19 protein-coding genes and 1 pseudogene are annotated in these 18,015 nt (G+C 70.5%); 15 read left to right on the forward strand and 5 right to left on the reverse strand.

Annotated elements, in window-relative coordinates:
* Positions 1-172: 172 nt before the first annotated feature.
* Both ACLQ2S_RS24545 and ACLQ2S_RS24550 read left to right on the forward strand, forming a co-directional pair.
* Positions 173-1,636 carry a site-specific integrase gene (locus tag ACLQ2S_RS24545; protein WP_155222118.1) on the forward strand — a complete coding sequence of 488 codons (1,464 nt, stop codon included), beginning with the start codon at positions 173-175 and terminating at the stop codon, positions 1,634-1,636.
* 109 nt (positions 1,637-1,745) lie between these two features.
* On the forward strand, positions 1,746-2,159 hold the full coding sequence (locus tag ACLQ2S_RS24550; RefSeq protein WP_375335393.1) for a DivIVA domain-containing protein: 414 nt from the start codon (positions 1,746-1,748) through the stop codon (positions 2,157-2,159).
* A gap of 17 nt (positions 2,160-2,176) precedes the next feature.
* On the opposite strand, the gene ACLQ2S_RS24555 is transcribed toward ACLQ2S_RS24550, so the two are convergent.
* Positions 2,177-2,542, reverse strand: a complete 366-nt coding sequence (locus ACLQ2S_RS24555; protein WP_155222117.1) for a hypothetical protein — start codon at positions 2,540-2,542, stop codon at positions 2,177-2,179.
* On the opposite strand from ACLQ2S_RS24555, the gene ACLQ2S_RS24560 reads away from it, so the two are divergent.
* Positions 2,532-3,062, forward strand: a complete 531-nt coding sequence (locus ACLQ2S_RS24560) for a GNAT family N-acetyltransferase (RefSeq protein WP_155222116.1) — start codon at positions 2,532-2,534, stop codon at positions 3,060-3,062. The two genes, ACLQ2S_RS24555 and ACLQ2S_RS24560, sit on opposite strands and share 11 nt — an antisense overlap.
* 76 nt (positions 3,063-3,138) lie before the next feature.
* Here the strand turns inward: ACLQ2S_RS24560 and ACLQ2S_RS24565 are convergent, their stop codons facing one another.
* Positions 3,139-3,735, reverse strand: coding sequence for a tyrosine-type recombinase/integrase (locus ACLQ2S_RS24565; RefSeq protein WP_425703160.1), 597 nt, complete (start codon positions 3,733-3,735; stop codon positions 3,139-3,141).
* A 30-nt stretch (positions 3,736-3,765) separates the two neighbouring features.
* Between ACLQ2S_RS24565 and ACLQ2S_RS24570 the strand changes: the two genes are divergently transcribed.
* A complete protein-coding gene (locus ACLQ2S_RS24570) occupies positions 3,766-4,077 on the forward strand; it encodes a transposase (RefSeq protein WP_425703162.1) in 312 nt (103 codons plus the stop codon).
* On the forward strand, positions 4,074-4,973 hold the full coding sequence (locus ACLQ2S_RS24575) for an IS3 family transposase (RefSeq protein WP_425703164.1): 900 nt from the start codon (positions 4,074-4,076) through the stop codon (positions 4,971-4,973). Before ACLQ2S_RS24570 ends, ACLQ2S_RS24575 begins: the two co-directional genes overlap by 4 nt.
* Here the strand turns inward: ACLQ2S_RS24575 and ACLQ2S_RS24580 are convergent.
* Complete coding sequence (locus ACLQ2S_RS24580) at positions 4,884-6,137, reverse strand: IS110 family transposase (protein ID WP_425703176.1); 1,254 nt, start codon at positions 6,135-6,137, stop codon at positions 4,884-4,886. The genes ACLQ2S_RS24575 and ACLQ2S_RS24580 overlap by 90 nt on opposite strands.
* Positions 6,138-6,653: 516 nt before the next feature.
* Here ACLQ2S_RS24580 and ACLQ2S_RS24585 point away from each other — a divergent pair.
* The 10 genes and pseudogenes from ACLQ2S_RS24585 to ACLQ2S_RS24630 form a co-directional block, all read left to right on the forward strand.
* A pseudogene (locus tag ACLQ2S_RS24585) lies at positions 6,654-6,845 on the forward strand (IS110 family transposase); the annotation flags it as partial.
* Positions 6,846-6,868: 23 nt separating this feature from the next.
* The gene (locus ACLQ2S_RS24590) at positions 6,869-7,363 is read left to right on the forward strand and encodes an HAD domain-containing protein (RefSeq protein ID WP_155222115.1); all 495 of its coding nucleotides are present in this window, start codon (positions 6,869-6,871) and stop codon (positions 7,361-7,363) included.
* A 307-nt stretch (positions 7,364-7,670) separates the two neighbouring features.
* Complete coding sequence (locus ACLQ2S_RS24595; protein ID WP_102656675.1) at positions 7,671-8,714, forward strand: peptidase; 1,044 nt, start codon at positions 7,671-7,673, stop codon at positions 8,712-8,714.
* A gap of 31 nt (positions 8,715-8,745) precedes the next feature.
* Positions 8,746-9,240 carry a hypothetical protein gene (locus ACLQ2S_RS24600; protein WP_199180083.1) on the forward strand — a complete coding sequence of 165 codons (495 nt, stop codon included), beginning with the start codon at positions 8,746-8,748 and terminating at the stop codon, positions 9,238-9,240.
* A gap of 334 nt (positions 9,241-9,574) precedes the next feature.
* Positions 9,575-11,026, forward strand: a complete 1,452-nt coding sequence (locus ACLQ2S_RS24605; RefSeq protein ID WP_425703167.1) for a cell wall anchor protein — start codon at positions 9,575-9,577, stop codon at positions 11,024-11,026.
* Positions 11,023-11,958: a hypothetical protein gene (locus tag ACLQ2S_RS24610; RefSeq protein ID WP_155222113.1), complete on the forward strand. Its 936-nt coding sequence runs from the start codon at positions 11,023-11,025 to the stop codon at positions 11,956-11,958. The genes ACLQ2S_RS24605 and ACLQ2S_RS24610 overlap by 4 nt, the downstream gene beginning before the upstream one ends.
* Entirely contained in the window at positions 11,951-13,195 is a 1,245-nt protein-coding gene (locus ACLQ2S_RS24615; RefSeq protein WP_155222112.1) for a CbiQ family ECF transporter T component, read from the forward strand. The genes ACLQ2S_RS24610 and ACLQ2S_RS24615 overlap by 8 nt, the downstream gene beginning before the upstream one ends.
* Positions 13,192-14,823, forward strand: coding sequence for an ABC transporter ATP-binding protein (locus tag ACLQ2S_RS24620; protein WP_155222111.1), 1,632 nt, complete (start codon positions 13,192-13,194; stop codon positions 14,821-14,823). The genes ACLQ2S_RS24615 and ACLQ2S_RS24620 overlap by 4 nt, the downstream gene beginning before the upstream one ends.
* A complete protein-coding gene (locus ACLQ2S_RS24625; protein WP_425703170.1) occupies positions 14,820-15,740 on the forward strand; it encodes an ECF transporter S component in 921 nt (306 codons plus the stop codon). The genes ACLQ2S_RS24620 and ACLQ2S_RS24625 overlap by 4 nt, the downstream gene beginning before the upstream one ends.
* 398 nt (positions 15,741-16,138) lie before the next feature.
* A complete protein-coding gene (locus ACLQ2S_RS24630) occupies positions 16,139-16,276 on the forward strand; it encodes a hypothetical protein (RefSeq protein ID WP_155222109.1) in 138 nt (45 codons plus the stop codon).
* 81 nt (positions 16,277-16,357) lie between these two features.
* Here ACLQ2S_RS24630 and ACLQ2S_RS24635 read toward each other — a convergent pair whose 3' ends face one another.
* Positions 16,358-16,714: a hypothetical protein gene (locus ACLQ2S_RS24635; RefSeq protein ID WP_155222108.1), complete on the reverse strand. Its 357-nt coding sequence runs from the start codon at positions 16,712-16,714 to the stop codon at positions 16,358-16,360.
* A gap of 18 nt (positions 16,715-16,732) precedes the next feature.
* The gene (locus ACLQ2S_RS24640) at positions 16,733-17,146 is read right to left on the reverse strand and encodes a hypothetical protein (protein ID WP_425703172.1); all 414 of its coding nucleotides are present in this window, start codon (positions 17,144-17,146) and stop codon (positions 16,733-16,735) included.
* Positions 17,147-18,015: the final 869 nt, after the last annotated feature.

The raw sequence follows: 18,015 nt of genomic DNA on the forward strand, positions 1-18,015 counted from the left end.
CCCCCCGCGCCCGCCGCCCCCACCCGTGGTCACCCGCCCCCCCCCCCCACCCCCGCCCCCCCCGCCCCGCGGCGGGCCCCCCCCGACTTGATCGTGCCCGCATGTCACGCGTTGATGTGGATCAACCGAAACCGATGCACCACCCCTAGCTGATCAAGGAGCACCACCAGCCATGCCTGCCGGAAGCATCTTCAAACGCTGCGGCTGCCGCCACCCCGACAACGGCAAGCCCTACGGAAACGACTGTCCAAAACTACGCCGAGCGAACGGCGCCTGGAGTTCTGAGCACGGAAGCTGGGCCTACCAACTCGAACTCCCGCCCAACACCGACGGCCGCCGACGACCCCTGCGACGGGCCGGCCTACCCACCCGACGCGCTGCGGCCGAGGAACTCGACCACGCGCGTGCACTCCTCGCCCTCGCCCCCAAGGGCGATACGCGCCGCCGAACCGAGATCGCCGACCTACTCCAGAGCGCCGTACGCGCCAAACGACCCTTGCCCGACGTCGACCGCATCCGCCAACGACTGCGCGGCGACGGGGTCCTCGCGGAGATGCCCACCGTTGCCGACTACCTCACTACCTGGCTAGCCCACATCGACGTCGACGCGAACACCCTGCGCGGCTATGAGTCAATCGTCCGTGTGCACCTCACACCACACCTCGGCGACATCCCGCTCGACAAGCTACGCACCAGCCACATCCGCGCCATGTTCACCGCGATAGAACGCCGAAACGATGACATCATCGCCGCGAAGGCCAGTCCCGACCCCGCCGTCCGCAAGACCGTCGCCGGGGTACGGCCCACCGGCCCCAACACCCGCCAACGCATCCGCGCCTGCCTGCGCAAAGCCATCAACGACGCTCTCGCCGACGAACTCATCGTCGGCGCCAACCCCGCCGCGCTGGTCAAGGTCCCCGGCGAACCCGCCCGGCCGATCATGTGGGAAGACGAACGCGTCCAGCAGTGGAAGGAAACCGGCAAGGTCCCCGGACCGGTGATGGTCTGGACCGACGACCACGTCGTGGAATTCCTCGACTACGCCGCCATTCACGCACCCGACCTGTTCCCCATGTGGCACTACATGGCCTACCGCGGACCCCGCCGAGGCGAAGCCTGCGGCCTACGCGACAGCGAAGTCCGACTGCACCGCCGAGAAACCACCATCAACAACCAGATCGCCACCCACGGCTACACCCCCGTCCACAAAGCCCCCAAAAGCCACGCCGGCAACCGCGACGTCGCCCTCGACGCCGACACCGTAAAAATCCTCACCGCCTACAAAGCCCTCCGCGCCAAGTGGCAACTCGCGGCCGGCGACGCATGGCCCAACACAGGACTGTTCTTTGTCCGTCCCGACGGCCATCCTTGGCATCCCAATGCCGTCACCCAACGCTTCCGGCGCCTCGTCCGCAAAGCCGGACTCCCACCAATCCGACTACACGACCTACGACACAGCGCCGCCACCCTGGCACTCGACGCCGGCATCGACATCAAAATCGTCTCCGAACAACTCGGCCACTCCACCACCACCCTCACCCGCGACACCTACCAAAGCGTCAGCAAGCAACTCCACCGCGACGCCGCCGACGCCGTCGCCAACAAGATCAAGAACAGGCGTGCCAAGGCCGCATAACATGCCATCCGGGCATGGACCACCGGTCGACGGTGCCGCACGCACGAACGTGCAACCGCCCAGAACGCTCTGACGCACGTCGGCTTTCTGTCGTCGACGACCCGGCGTCGTGATCGCCGTGCTCGGCGTCGTACTCTCGCTGGTCGGTAGGACGGAATCCGATCTCGTCGGAGATGGCCTGGTCGACCGCGACGGGGACGCCCGGGTGGCAGTCGACGGGACGACCATAGAAACCGGGGTCGTCGCGGAACGACGACGGCGCAACCGGCAGCGGCCAACCCTCAGCGGCCTGGGCACCCGGGTAGAACAGATCCTCAAACTCGCCGAGGAGCAGGCCGACGACCACCGCTCGGAGGCACGGCTCGAAGCCGAGAGGATCGTGACCGCCGCCCGACGGGAGGCGGAGGCGATCCTCAACCAGGCGCACGAACAGGCGGCCGGGATCACCCGCAAGGATCTGTCTCGGGTACCGCCCACCCCGGCGGCGCCGTCACCGGACGAAGATCCCAGCACTCATGCTTGACGGAGGGGAGCCACGTGTCAAAGCGGTTCTTCGAGCGCCTTCAGCGCGGCCTCCCACTGCTCGCAGCTCAGATCGTGCTGCTGCTCCTCGCGTGCCTTCAGCAGTGCCTCGTACTGCTCGGGGCTGAGAAACACGAGGTTGTCGAACTTACTCGGAACATCATCCTCAGGGGAGGGAGGGCTGTTGGACAAGGAGAGGCTCCTGCTCGAGGGTTTTGCATACGCCGGCACGCTATCGCGATCGCCGGAGTCGACTTCCTTGATCAGCTCACGTACGTCGTACTCGACGTCGGTCGACGCGCGGATCGCGGCCAGAGGCGTGCGAGTGGAATCGGGTTGAGGCGCGTTGCTCGCGCTGCCTAGATTAGGCCGCATGCGCAGCATCGCGAGCGACCGCCTCCTGCTGCGCCCCTGGCGCGATGAGGACGCCGACTTCCTGCTGGATCTCGAGTCCCGCTGGGAGGTCGTGCGATTCTTGGGCGCGCGGCCCAGGATCATGAACAGCCGCGAGGATGCCCTCGCCTCGATCGCACGCCGGCGCGCCATCGATGATCCGATTCACGGGATATGGGCCATCACCACGGCAGCGGACGGCCGGCTGGTGGGAAACCTCCTACTCAAGCCGATTCCCCTGTCGGCCGGGGAACCGGCCTGCGGGCCGACCGATATCGAGGTCGGCTGGCACCTGCATCCGGAGGCCTGGGGACAGGGCTACGCCACCGAAGCAGCGGCGGCGGTCCTGGCCGACGCGTTCAGCCTGGGTCTGACGAGGGTCATCGCGGTCACGGACCCGGACAACCGTGCCTCTCAGGCAGTCTGCCGGCGGCTCGGCATGACGCACCTCGGCCGGACAACGAGGTACTACGACGCGCCGAACGAACTCTTCGAGAAGCTGGCCACCTGAACGACAAAGACCGCCACGCCCCCTCCGCCGCTTGCCGCCGCCACATCCGCACATCGGCAAAGCCGTGAGCGGCTGGTCATGTTCCGGAGGCCATGTAGGCGGCGAGGATGTAGTTGGGGTGCCGGTCGAGGTTCTTGCGGGCTCGGTCGTAACGCATGGTGGTTCGGGGGTCAGCGTGGCGGGCGGCGATCTGCACGTCGCGGAGGCTGACGCCGGCGTCGAGCATGGTGGTGACGAAGGCGTGGCGCAGCATGTGGGGGTGCATCCTCGGCATCCGGATCCCCGCGATGTGGGCCAGGTGCTTGAGCCGACGAGTGGCGGCGTGTCGGTCCATCCGCCCACCATGGATGTTGCGCAAGAGCGGCCCGGCGGTGCGCTCATCGACGGCCCGTTCGATGGCTCGGGCGACTGCGGTTGGCAGTGGGACGAGGACGACCTTGCCGCCCTTGCCGCGCACCCGTAGGACCCGGTGGCCGTGTGCCTCTCCCAGGTCGGCGATGTTCGACCCGCAGGCTTCGAAGATTCGTAAGCCGAGCAGGCCCAAGAGGGCGACCAGAGCGAAGTCATTCGGGTTGGCAGACAGCCGGGCGGCGGTGACAAGGGCCTCGAACTGCAGATGGCCCAGTCCGAGTGTCGGTGAGCCGCCCCCGCTTTCATGGAGCTTCTTGATCATGGTCTGATGGCCGTGGGGAGGAAGTGTTCTGTGGCAGCACCGAAGAAGTACCCCGATGAGCTTCGCCAGCGCGCTGTGCGCTTGTACCGCGAGTCGGACCCGAAGCCGGTGATCCGGCGCCTGGCCGAGCAGTTGGGCGTGCATCACGAGGCGTTGCGGAACTGGATCCGCCAAGCCGAGGCCGACGCGGGCGAGCGTCACGATCGGCCCACCAGCGAGGTGGCCGAGGAGAATCGCCGTCTGCGCAGAGAGGTCGCTGAGCTGCGGCGGGCGAATGAGATCCTGAAGGCCGCGAGTGCGTATTTCGCGGCGGAGCTCGACCCGACCCGGCGACGGTCATGAGGTTCATTGATGAACACCGTGACCAGTTCGCGGTCGCGCTCCTGCTACGGGTCCTGGGCGTCGGCGCCTCGACGTACTACGTGTGGGTCAAGCAGGCCGAGCAGCCCTGCGACCGGGCCCTGGTGAACCTGGGTCTGATTTCCAACATTCACGAGATCTGGACCGCGTCCGGGCACACCTACGGCGCGGACCGGGTCCACCGTCAACTACGCCGTGACGGCATCTACGTGGGTCGCAAACGGGTCGAGCGGCTGATGGCTGCCCAGGGCTGGCAGGGCGCCTTCCTGCGTCGAGGCTGGCGCGGCGGCTCGACCCGACAGGATCCACGGCACACGCCGGCGCCGGACCTGGTCAACAGACAGTTCACCGCGGCCGGGCCGAACCGGCTCTGGGTCGCCGACGCCACCCGCATCCCCTGCGGCGAAGGCGCGTTCTGGCTCGCCGCCGTCCGCGACGCGTTCTCCCGCCGGATCGTGGGCTGGAAGACGTCTGACCGCTGCGACACCGACCTGATCCTTGCCGCCCTCGAGTACGGCATCTGGTCGCGCGATGTGCGCGACGGCCAGTTGATCCACCACTCGGACAGGGGATCGAACTACACGTCGTTCCGCTTCTCCGAACGCTTACAGGACAACGGGATCCTGCCCTCGATGGGCTCCGTCGGCGACTCGTACGACAACGCCCTGATGGAGAACTTCTGGTCAACCCTGAAGATCGAACTCGTCTACCGCACATCCTGGCGGACCCGCGACGAGGCCGAGAACGCGATCTTCGCCTACATCGAGACATCTCACCAACGGTGGCTGTCAAGCTGTGGTGGCCGTGGCCGTGGCCGTGGCCGTGGCCGCGGGTTCGGCGAAGGCCTTGCCGGGGTCGTAGAGGGTGTTGTGGCGTAGGCAGTGGTGCAGCTTGCCGAGCATGAGGTGGAACAGGCGCCGCAGGGCGGCGACGTGTCTGTCGCCAGCGGCACGGCGGGTTCGGTAGCGGGCGTTCCAGTGGGAGTCATGCCTGATGGCGGCCAGCGCCCACACGTATCCGGTGGCAGCGATCCGGTCGTTCTTGGCGCGGCGAGCGTGCACGAAGCTGCTCTTGCCCGACGAACGGGTCACCGGCGCGGCACCGGCGAAAGCGCGTAGCGCCCGGGCGTCGGCGAAGCGGCTGCGGTCGTCGCCGATTTCGGCCAGCAGCCGGGCGCCGAGCTGCACGCCGAGACCGGGGATGCTGGTGACGATCTTCGCGTCGGGGTGGGCGGTGAACACCTCGTCGATGCGCTGCTCCAGCTGCTGCAACGTCTGGCAAACCGCGTCGAGTTGCCGCACCAGGCCTTGAAGGTGCAGGCCCATGGCCTGCTCGACGGTTGCTGGTTGACGCATCTGTTCGCTGCGGAGGATGCCGTGCAGCTTGTCCGCCTCGGCGGCAATGCCGCGCTGACGGCCAGCGGTGCACAGCAACTCCGCGAGCTCGGTGGGCGTCAGCGCAGCTGCGGCCGCAGGCGTCGGTGCTGCGGCGAGGATCACCCGGGCTGCCGGCGAGTCGAGCCGGTGCCGTCCGCCGCGCTCGAACGCTGCCAGGGCGGCGGGAAAGAACATCCGCAGCAGCGTCCGGATCCGGTTGGTGAGCGTGATCTGGTCCCAGGCGGCGTCCTGCTGCGCCCGGGTCAGGACCCGCAGCGACCGCAGCTTCTCACTGTCGGCGGGCAGCGGCCGATGCGCGGTCGCATCAGTGCGCAGGATGTTCGCCAGCACCATCGCGTCGAACGTGTCCGACTTGCCCCGCGAGGCCCGATACCTGTCCCGATACCGCGACACAGCCAAGGGATTGATCGCAAATACCTGGCGGCCCGCGGCTCGGAGACCAGCCACCAGCAGCCCCTGGCTCGTCTCGATCGCCACCGGAAGCCGTCCGCCCGCCGGGTCATGCTCGGCCAGCAGCGCCAGAACCTGGCTGAGGCCGGCGGCGTCGTCGTTGATCCTGACCGACGCCAGCACCACGCCCATCTCGTCGACGACAGCTACATCATGGTGATCCTGCGCCCAATCGATGCCACACGCGACCGCCACCACCGTTGCTCCTCCCTGTCATGGACCACAGCGAGGCGCGACGCCCTAATGGACAGTGCTTGCCGCACGACATCTCACGAGCCGTTCGCCCCGCAACCGGCGGCGCCCGAACTCGCGCAAGGCTCCAGGCCTACGACTGACCAAGGCTCAGCCCGCCGGTGAACCACGAAACGATCATCCTCGTCGATCGTCGCGGCCGCCGCGCGCCCCTCTCGATATCCAGGGTCAACGCCCCGCCGCTTCTACAGGCGTCAGCAGCGGCCACGATCCTCAACGAGGCGCCGCTCTCGATTCCCCGGCTCAACGGCCATCGGCTGGTACGGGCGTCCTCGGTTGCCATTACGGCTGGTACAACACCCGCCGCATCCAGAAAGACCTCGGCTGGCGATCCCCAGACGAGTACGAAACCGCCTGGCACACCCACCAGGCACAGCACGACCTGACGGCTATCGTTCAGCCTGAGCCCACCGGCGCCAGGTAACCAACCCTCCGGCAAACCGGGGGAACCTCACATTCTTCCTCGCCGCGTTCGCTGCCCTGGCCGACCCAGCCAGCCGTGCCTACTACGACCGCAAGAGAGCCCAAGGCAAACGCCACAACGCCGCCCTGATCTGCCTGGCCCGCCGCCGCATCGACGTCCTGTTCGCCATGCTCCGCGACAAGGTCCCTTACCAGCCGAGGCCAATCGTCGCGGTCACAACCGGCTGACCACACCAGGCACAATCCTCCGAATGAGCCGACCCCTGCTGCTGCTCGACGTCGACGGTGTCCTTAACCCCTACGGAACCACTCAGCCGCCGGCCGGCTACACCGAGCACCACCTGTTCCCTGAGGACGAGGAACCCGTTCGTGTCAACCCCACACACGGCGCCTGGATCACCGAAGCGAGCACCGTCCTGGACATCGCATGGGCCACAAGCTGGAACGACGAAGCCAACCAGCTTCTCGCTCCGCTTCTGCACATCACGGCCCTACCCGTGATCACCATGCCAGCCCCACCCTTCCACCCCAGCGACAAGATCCCACTCATTGCCGCCTACGCCCTGCAACGGCCCGCGGCATGGATCGATGACCTCCACACACCCGAAGCTCACAGCTGGGCCGCCACACGCACCAGCCCCACCCTGTTGATCACCACCGACCCGACGATCGGCCTCACCCGCGACGCCATCGACCACGTCATCGCCTGGGCCAAGACCCTCGACGCCCCATTGACAAACCCATAGGGACACCCCCCCGTCACGGTGACATACGGTGCGTGTCTGGTCGCGGATTGACAGCGGCTGTGGGGTGGACGAGACTGGCGCGACAATTGAACAGCCGCGTGTGCGTGCGGGGGAAGTCCGGTCGAAGTCCGGCGCTGGCCCGCAACGGTGGGCCGCCAGGGGTATCCCTGGTGGCGAGCCCGAATACCTGCCGTGCCCGCGAGTCCTGCTCCTCACCCGTCGTGGCCCACGGGTCGGAGGCCGGCCAGTCGCGCCCTCGCCGGGCGGGCCGGGTTCTGATGACCGCCGGGCCGGAAAGGCGCTTCCGATGGTCGTCCGCCTGAGCCGGCACCGCCTGCTCGCCCTGTTCTGCGGCGTACTCGCCGCTCTCACCCTGGCCACCCCGGCGGTCGCCGCGCCCACTCAGGTGGGTGCCGTCCGGCCGGATGCGGCCGCTGGTTGGCTGGCCCGCCAACTCGTTGACGGGGAACGTTTCGAGACCGTCTTCGACGGCGTCGCGTACCCGGACCAGGGGCTGACCCTCGACGCGGTCTTCGCGTTCGCTGCCGCCGGTGCCGCCGACGACTTCGGCGCCCAGGCCCTGGCCTGGGTCACCCGACCGGGCGTTCGCGACGGGTACATCGGCGACGGAGTCACCGAGGCGTACGCGGGTGCGACCGCCAAGCTTGCCCTCGCGGTCGCGGTGCGCGGCGGTGACCCGACTGACGTCGGCGGTGTGGATCTCATCGCCCGGCTGCGCTCGCTCCAGTCGCCCAGTGGCCGTTTCACCGACCTGTCGGCGTGGGGTGATTTCAGCAACGCGTTCAGCCAGTCGTTCGCCATCCTCGCGTTGGACCGGACCACGCAGGGCGTGCCGGCGGCCGCCGCCGGGTGGCTGGCCGGCACGCGGTGCCCCGACGGCGGCTATCCGCTGCTGGCGGCGCAGCCGGTCTGTGTCTCCGATGTGGATGCCACCGCCGTCGTGGTGCAGGCGTTGCGTGCCGCCGGCCGGTCGGCCGACGCCGCTGCGGGGCTGCGCTGGCTGGTTTCCGTGCAGCGCGTCGACGGCGGTTTCGCCAGCGCGGGCGGGGTCGCGAATGCGAACAGCACCGGGTTGGCGGCGCAGGCGCTGCGCGACGGGGGTCGGCCGGTGGCCTGGCTGCGGGCCCGGCTCTTCCTGGCCGGACTACAGGTCGGCTGCGCCGCGCCGGTGGCCGACCGGGGAGCGGTTGATTTCGACGGTGGGGTCTTCGACCCGGCGACCGCCACCCGCGCCACCGCCCAGGCCGTGCTCGGCCTGACCGGCACCGGATATGCCCGGCTCACCACGGCCACCGCGTCTCCCGGTGCCCCCATCCTGCGCTGCCGCTGACGGTCCAGACAGCGCCCGTCCCCTCGAAGGAGTGTCCATGTCCTTTGTCCAGATTCCCGTCCGTAGGTGGCTCGCCGGTGTGCTGGCCACCGCCGTAGTCGCTCTCGGACTGATCGCTGTCGAACCGTCCCCGCGGGCTGCGCAGGCCGCCGCGTGCACCGGGACGTCCGGTGTCACCGTGGTGGTCGACTACGGTCCGCTCGGTGGCGGCGTCCAGGTGGCGTGTGCTCTCGGTGACCCGGCCACCGGGCTTGCCGCGCTGCAGGGCGCCGGCTTCACGGTGACCGGAACGCAGCGGTGGGGCCTGGGGTTCGTCTGTCGGATCAACGGTCAACCGACCGCCGCGACTGAGCCCTGCGTCAACACCCCGCCGGCCAGCGCGTATTGGTCGTACTGGCACGCCTCGGGCAGCGGCGCCGCCTGGACGTACAGCACGCTGGGGGCGACGAGTTACAACCCGGCGCCGGGCACGGTCGAGGGATGGTCCTTCGGTGCCGGTGTGGCACCCAGCATCACCGCCCCCTGACCTGCAGATCGGGCTGATGAGCCGCTGACGCCTGCCGGGTGTCGACGCCGTCTGGCACCGTAGGGTGACCGCACGGTACGGTGTCGACACCCGGTGTGCCGGGCACACAACTGAATGCGTCCCGTTCGGGGGGAAGCCGGTAAGAGCCGGCGCTGACCCGCAACCGTGAGCGAGCCCTGTCTCGCGAGCCGGAATGCCCCGAATCGGACGAGCGGCTTCCACTGTCGAGGTCTACAGGGTGAAGTCCGGGCAGCCGACTTTCGGCACGTCGTCGCGATGGCGTTGCCGGTGCCTTCCGGAGCTTTCACCGACCGCTCTGCGAAAGGCACCCCTGATGCCCACATCCCCGCTCCGGCGCGTCGGCGCCGGTCTCGGCGTCGCCGTCGTCACGGCGCTCGCCATCGTCGTCGCCACACCCCCTTCTGGGGTGGCCGCCTCCTCTGCGGCCCACAGCGCTGCCGCGCGTGACGCCGCAGCCTGGCTCGCCGGCGAGTACGCCGACGGTGTCCTGCCCGGGCCGTTCGGTGGTGCCGACTGGGGCCTCACCATCGACGGCATGCTCGCCCTGGCCGCCACCGGCGTCGACCCGTCGACCCGGCAGGCGGCGACCGCGCAGATCGCCGCGAACGTGCGCTCCTACAACAGCTACGACGACTGGGGCATCGAGGGCTTCACCGACGGTGGCGCCACCGCGAAGTTGCTCTATGCGGCCTCCGCCGCCGGCGCCGATCCGACCGACTTCGGTGGCTGGGACCTACGGGCGGAAACTCTGGCGCTGGTCTCCGGGGCGCACACCGGTCACCAGCACGGTCGGATCACCAGCCGCACCACCGACGAGTCCGGCCAGGACCCGTCCAACACCTTCGATCAGAGCTTCGCGGTCCTCGGTCTGGCCCGCAGCGGCGGCGCACCGCAGGAGACGGTCGACTTCCTGGTCCGGCAGCAGTGCGCGGCCGGTGGTTTTCGGCTGTACCCGGATGCTGCGGGCGCACCGTCGCCGTCCTGCGACGCCGAGAGCAACGCCACGCTCGATGTCGACTCGACCGCGATGGCCGTCCAGGCGCTGCTGGCCGCGGGTGCCGACGACGCGGCGGGACGCGGCGTGGACTGGCTGGTGGCACAGCAACGCGCCGACGGGTCCTTCGGTGGGTCCGGGCCGACCAGCGGCGCGAACTCCAACAGCACCGGCCTCGCCGGCCAGGCACTCGCCGCGGCCGGCCGCGACACCGAGGCCACCCGGGCCGCCCAGGCCCTGGCAGCGCTGCAGCTCACCGGAGCCAACGGTGGTGCCGCTACGGCTGACGCAGGAGCCATCGCCTACGACACCGGCGCGCTGACCGAGGCGGTCGACGAGGGCATCACCGACAACCTTCGGGACCAGTGGCGTCGCGCTACCGCCCAGGCGCTGCTCGGCCTGGCCCAGGTGCCGCTCGGCCGGATCGGTCTCGATCCGCCGCCCACCGGCGGCCCTACCCCGTCGACCAGCGCGTCGCCCACGCCCACCGGCTCGCCCGCACCGTCCGCGTCACCGACGCCGACCGACGCGCCGACCGCCAGCCCGACGCCGAGCGCGTCGCCGAGTGACACGCCCACCGCCGGCCCGACGCCGAGTGACACGCCGTCCACGCCTGTCGCCACGCCGACCGTGAGCACCAGCCCGGTCGCGGGCGGACCGGGACGCCTGCCGACCACCGGCGTGGCCATCGGCGGGTACGTGCTCACCGCGCTGCTGCTCGTCGGCGGGGGAGCGGTGCTGCTGGTGCTGGGCCGCCGGCGGGCCACATGAGCAGGCGGGCGGTCCGTGCGGCAGTGGTGCTCGCGGTGACCGCCGCGAGCACGGCCGTCGGGGCGGCTCCGGCCCAGGCCGCCGGCCGCGCCGGTCATTGTCCGGACGCCGACGGGGTGACCGTGGTGGTCGACTTCAAGGAGCTCGGCGGTGGGGTGGTGGTCCGCTGCGCCCCGGGCGACCAGGCCACCGGCCTTGCCGCGCTGAAGAGCGCCGGCTTCCAGATCACCGGCACCCTGCGCTGGGGCGAGGGCTTTATCTGCCGGATCGAGGGTAAACCCTCGGCCGCGACGGAGAAGTGCGTGGACACCCCGCCGGCCAGCGCCTACTGGTCGTACTGGCACGCGCCGGACGGCGGTGTCTGGACGTACAGCGACAAGGGGGTCCTCAACCGCAAGCCCCCGGCGGGCAGCTTCGAAGGCTGGTCGTTCTCGCTGAACCGCAGCGCCGACAATGCGCCGCGACCCGCGGTGGCACCGAACCGGCCGGCCCTGCCGCGCACCACACCACCGGCACCGCCGCCGCCCCGCACCTCGGCACCGGCCCCGCCACCACCCGCACCTACCCCACCAGCACCGGGCAACCCGCCACCCGCCCTCCCGCCACCGACCGCGGACGCACCCGTGGCACCCGGCGTCGGCACCCCGACCGGTGCAGGTGGTACGCCCGCCGCCTCGGTCCCGGTCGCGCCGACCGGCGACCCGTCGGGCCCTGCGCCGCAGGTGCCGCCGACGGCGAGCGTCGTTCCGCCCCTGGGCGCCGCCCCCGTGCCGTCGACCGACCCGACGGGCTCGCTCCCGCCGGTCGAGGTGACCGGGGCCCGGGACGGCGACGGTCTGCCGCTGGGCACCCTGGCCGGGCTGTTCCTGCTGGTGGCACTGGTCGGCGGCGGTGGCCTCGCGGCCCGTCGTCGGCGTACCCCGGATGACTGACCGGGCCGTCGTCGACAGCGGACCGCCCGCCCGGGTGTCGGCGTGGTCCGGGGCCCGGTCCGTCCGGGCCGGCCGGCTACCGCGCAGCCTGCACCCGGGCGCGTGGTGGTGCTGGGCGCTGGGGCTGGCCACCGCCGCCAGCCACACCACGAACCCGCTGCCGCTGGCGATGATCGTCGCCGCGGCCGCGCTGGTGGTGGTCCGTCGTCGCGGCGACGCCCCCTGGGCGCTGGCGTTCCGGATGTACCTGGTGCTCGGTGCGGTGATCGTGGCGATGCGGGTGCTGTTCCGCCTCGTCTTCGGCGGTGGTCAGGGCGACCACGTCCTGCTCCACCTGCCGGAGATCCCGCTGCCCGCCTGGGCGGCCGGTATCCGGCTGTTCGGTCCCGTCGCCGCCGAACAACTTCTCGGCGGCTTCTACGACGGGCTGCGGCTGGCCACGATGCTGATCTGCCTCGGTGCCGCCAACGCCCTGGCCAACCCGAAGCGGCTACTCAAGGCCGTACCCGGCGCCCTGTACGCGGTCAGCACGGCGGTGGTGGTCGCCCTGTCGGTCGCCCCGCAACTGGTCGAGAGCGTGCTGCGGGTACGCCGCGCCCGCCGACTGCGCGGTGCTGCCGGGCACGGCCTGCGCGCCCTGCGGGGCATCGCCGTGCCGGTGCTGGCCGACGCCCTGGACCGGTCCCTCGCCCTGGCGGCGGCGATGGACTCGCGGGGTTACGGACGCACCGCCGCCGTACCGGCCGGTCAGCGTGCACTCACCGGTGCCCTGGTGCTCGCCGGGCTGGTCGGTGTCTGCGTCGGCACGTACGGCCTGCTCGACGCGACCGTGCCGGGCTACCTCGGTCTGCCGATGCTGGTCGCCGGGCTGGCCACGGCAGTGGCCGGAATGCTGCTGGCCGGGCGTCAGGTGCGGCGTAGCCGCTACCGCCCCGACCGGTGGCGGCTGGCCGAGCTGGCCGTCGCCGGGTGCGGCCTGGCCACTGCTGCGGTGATGACGATGGCCGGCACGGTGGATCCGGAGCGGCTCTACCCGCCGGTCAGCCCGCTCACCTGGCCGGAGTTGACGCCCCTGGTGGTGCTCGCGGTGCTGGTGGCGGTGGCACCGGCCTGGCTGGCCCCACCGGCGCCGACGGCGAACCCCGCTCCGCGACCGCTGCCCGTGCCACCGGCGGCGAGCGGCCGTACCGACCACACGTCGCCTCGCGACACCGCCCAGCCGGAGGCGCACCGATGATTGACTTCGACCGGGTCACCGTCCGGTACGCCGAGAGCCGCGAGCCGATGCTGCGCGACGTGCGCCTGCACATCCCGGAGGGCGAGCTGTGCCTGGTCGCCGGGCGCACCGGAGCCGGCAAGTCGACGCTGCTGCGGGCCATCAACGGCCTGGTGCCGCACTTCACCGGCGGCACCCTGTACGGCACCGTCACCGTGCACGGCCGCGACACCCGGGCACATCCGCCGCGTGACCTGGCCGACGTCGTCGGCGTGGTCGGTCAGGACCCGCTCGCCGGCTTCGTCACCGACACCGTCGAGGAGGAACTCGCCTACGGCATGGAACAACTCGCGCTGCCCGCGCCGGTCATGCGCAAGCGCGTCGAGGAGACCCTCGACCTGCTCGGCATCGCCGAGCTGCGGGACCGTCCGCTGCGGACGCTCTCCGGCGGGCAGCAGCAGCGGGTCGCCATCGGCGCGGTCCTCACCAGCCATCCGCAGGTGCTGGTGCTCGACGAACCGACCTCGGCGCTGGACCCGACCGCCGCCGAGGACGTGCTGGCCGCCGTCACCCGCCTGGTCCACGACCTCGGTGTCACCGTGGTGGTGGCCGAGCACCGACTCGAACGCGTCGTGCAGTACGCCGACCGGCTGCTCTACCTGCCCGGCGACGGCACTGTCGTCGACGGGCCACCGGACGCCGTGCTCGCCGGCATCGAGCTGGCCCCGCCGTTGATCGAGTTGGGCCGCGTCGCCGGCTGGACACCCCTGCCGCTCTCCGTCCGCGACGCCCGGCGTCGTGCGGGCGACCTCCGGCAGCGGCTCGCCGACGCGTCGCCCCCACCGGCCGCGCCGGTGCCGGACGGCGTACCGGCGCTGACCGCGCGGGGCGTCGTGGTGCGGTACCCGGGCACGGTGGCGGTGCGCGGCGTCGACCTCGACCTACACCCGGGCCAGGTCGTCGCGCTGATGGGCCGCAACGGCTCCGGGAAGTCGAGCCTGCTCTGGGCAGTGCAGGGCAGCGGCCCACGCCAGAGCGGCACGGTGACCGTGCCCGGCCCGGACGGCGACACCGATCCGAAGGCGCTGCCCGCCGCGCAGGCCCGACGCCGGGTCGGACTGGTCCCGCAGACCCCCGGCGACCTGCTCTATCTGGAGACGGTGGCGGCCGAGTGCGCCCAGGCCGACCGGGAGTCCGAGGTGCCCGACGGGACCTGCCGGGAGTTGCTGGACCACCTCACCCCCGGGCTGCCGGCCGACCGGCACCCACGGGACCTGTCGGAGGGGCAGCGGCTGGCCCTCGCGCTCGCGGTCCAGCTCACCGCCGCCCCGCCGGTGGTCCTGCTCGACGAGCCGACTCGGGGGCTGGACTACCGGGCCAAGCGGCAGTTCGCCACCGTGGTCCGCCGGTTGGCCGCGCAGGGTCGGGCGGTCGTGGTCGCCACCCATGACGTCGAACTCGTCGCCATCCTCGCCGACCGGGTCGTGGTGATGGCTCAGGGCGAGATCGTCGCCGACGGTACTGCCGCCGAGGTCATGCTCGCCTCACCGGCGTTCGCGCCCCAGGTCGCCAAGGTCCTGGCCCCGCAGTCCTGGCTGACGGTGGACCAGGTCACCACGGCGCTGACCCGAACCGAGGTGCCGCGATGAGCGTGCTGCGGGTCGCCCCGCGCACCGCCGTCATCCTGACCCTGGCCTCCGTCGCCGCGCTCGCCACCTTCACCTGGCCGTTCTTCGTCCCCGCCCAACCTGAGAGCATGGCCCGCACCACCGAGGCGCCGCTGGTCTTCATCATCGTCCTACCGATCCTGCTCGCGCTCGTTCTGGCCGAACTCAGCTCCGGCGGCATCGACAGCAAAGCCCTGGCGATGCTCGGCGTACTCGCCGCCGTCAACGCCGCCCTACGCCCGCTCGGCGCCGGCACCGCCGGCATCGAAACGGTGTTCTTCCTGCTCGTGCTCGCCGGCCGGGTCTTCGGACCCGGGTTCGGTTTCCTGCTGGGCGCCATCTCGCTGTTCGCCTCCGCGCTGCTCACCGCCGGGGTCGGACCCTGGCTGCCGTTCCAGATGCTGGCCGCGGCCTGGCTGGGGCTCGGCGCGGGGTTGCTGCCGTCCCGGCTGCGGGGGCGGGCCGAGATCGCCGTGCTGGCCGGGTACGGCGCGGTCGCCGCCTACGCGTACGGGCTGCTGATGAACCTCTGGTTCTGGCCGTTCAGCGTCGGCGCGGACACTCAACTCTCCTACGTCGCCGGTGCACCGGTGCTGGAGAACCTGCACCGCTTCGCGGTCTTCACCGCCGTCACCTCCACCTTCGGCTGGGACACCGGCCGGGCGGTCACCACCGCCGTCGCCATCGTCCTGGTCGGACCGGCTGTCCTGGCCGCGCTGCGCCGAGCCGCCCGCCGGGCCGCGTTCGACGCCCCGGTCACCTTCGCCACACCATCGGCACCTGGGCCTGTGCCGATCACGCCCGCGAAGGATGGTGGTTGCGGTGTGCTCCCGCAGGGCAGCGGACAGCAGGTTCCGGCGGTCGACCCTCACCTTCCGCCACAGACGCCCTTCCCATAGCGACGCACTCGCGAACGGGTAACCGGACAGGGTGCCATGTTCACCGCTCACCTGACGCGAGCTCGAGTAACACTGCGCTGCGACACGCTCGACACACCAATTGGTGTTACACCCTTTCTGCAGTCCCCTCACGTGGGGCCAGTCGTAGCTGGTTCGCCTACCAATCCATCGTGGTCGAGGCAAGAGGGCACCCAGCGGAAGTTCGGGACCACACCGCAGCGGTGAGTGGGAACGGCCGCCGTCATCACGCACCGGACCCGCCAGGTCTGGCAAGCGACGGCCAGTAGGTACGAGCACGGTGCCTGGTACACCTCGGGCATCCGATATCGGTACCCCGGCCCTGATCAGTCGTGGCCTCGGCGTCGTGAGCCGGACCAGATCGCCGACTGGTCCACGCTGTGCTCAGCAGCACCACACCGACCGAGGGCTCCAAGGCGAAGTACCAGATCGGCCCGGCCTTGGCTGACCGGGTGAGCGAGCAGGCCACCGACCTGCTCGCGGCATTCCCGCTCTATCGCGGCGTCGACCTCGCCTGAGCGGATTGGTCCGGGTGGCGTCACCTCGCGTGCGTGCCACCCGGACCGTCAACCTTCTTCCGACAGCCGGCCCACGTCGGTTCAGATCAGATTGGCGACGGTGGCGACCGTGTCGGCGAGGCCGAGGCATGGACCCAACATCCCGGCCGTCGGGGTGGTCTGTGGAGGCCACCCCTTCCCGGCAATCACGACGGTGGGCCGACAACCCGAGACGTGGGCGAGTGTCCCGAGGATCTGCGGCCCGCGGCCATGCCGGCTGTGACTCCACACCGCGACGACGGTGGGTCGGCTACGACCGACCGCGTCGACGAGCGTGGCGGGCTGCAGCCCGGCACCGAGGTGTAGCGAGGCGATCCCGTCTTCGGCGAGTGCGGCGGCCAGGGCGTCCAGCGCCACGCGGTCGCGGCGCTCGTCGATGGCTACCAGGAGGACGCGCACCGGTGATCCGGAGCATGGTCACGGCACCGTGGCGAAGACCTCACTCAGACAGCGGGCAAGCACACGGCGGGTGAGCGCTCGACGTGCCTCGCTGTATCGGGCTCGGCTGATCAGGATAAAGGCGGGCTCGACCAGGGTGTGCCAGGTGTGTACCACGCCGTGTGCGGTGACCGCCGCTGTCAGCGTTTCCCGGAGGGTGCGCACGTCCATGCGGCGAGCGGCGCGGGCGATCCCGCGGGCCGCGGACTGGGGTGTGGTGGTCGCCGCCAGGATGGTCGACGGGCGGCATTGTCGCCTGTCGACGAGCTGCAGGGCGGCTTCTGCTGCGGACAGGCCACGCGCGGTCAGTTGGGCCATCATCGTGAGTACGGCCACGTCCTGTGGCGTGTAACGGGCGCCGAAGCCGGCACTGCTGGTCGTGCCGGCCAACACCGACTACCGGTGCATCGGTGTCGACACGATCAGTCTCAACATCGCTGAGACGGTGCACTGGTCACGGAAGCCATCCTAGAGATTTACCACCAACAGTGGTGCGAACGAACGCTCGCTTCTGCCGCACTGCGTGTGGAATCCGGCCGAAGCGCTTGCGGTGCTCACGTGCCTCTTTCTTTGTCTGTTCTGCGATTCCAAGGAATAATGCCTTGGTTAAACCGCCACCCACTTGGAGAACGGCCGATCTCGTCGTCGCCGGTATCGCGTAGGTCCGGAAGCCCTTCTGTGAGCGCCTGCTCTGTCTCGTCGCTTCGATCGATGTACTTTCCGGTTCGCGGATGCTGGAAGCTAGTGGGTCTGTCCGAGCGCTTGCGGTTGCTGCAGGTCATCACTCCGGGCGAGCCAGTTGGCCGTCGCGATCATTTGATCTATTCCGCGGCGGTGAGACGAGAAGCGTGTCGGGGTGCTGCCACTGCTGCTTGTCGTCCTATCGCGGCGTCTTGGAAGTAATGCATCGGCTGTGCCGCCGTGGTACGTCTGGCCGGCCACGTCGGCGGAGGAATGGAATCGGGTGTCGCCGATCGTGCGCCTTCGACATCGATGTCTGGCCCCGCTTGGGGCCGCTGCTGGTGGGCGAAGACGGTTAGAGGCTCGGAGGCGGGTTGAGTTGGTCGGGCGGCAGGCGTCGCCGTGTCGCCTATACCCGTGGCTTGGCTTTTTCGTAGAGTCTCGTCCGCAGGGCGGGGTCAGGGCTATTGCGTTGTCGGGTAGCTGCTGGTCACGGCGGTGATTAGGTCGTGTGATCGGCGGTTGGCTTGGCGGGTGGCTCGGGCGATGTTGGTCGCGCCGGTGGTGTGGTGCCAGCCGAT

The organism is Micromonospora sp. DT48 (genome assembly GCF_049844495.1).
Taxonomy (GTDB): Bacteria; Actinomycetota; Actinomycetes; order Mycobacteriales; family Micromonosporaceae; genus Micromonospora.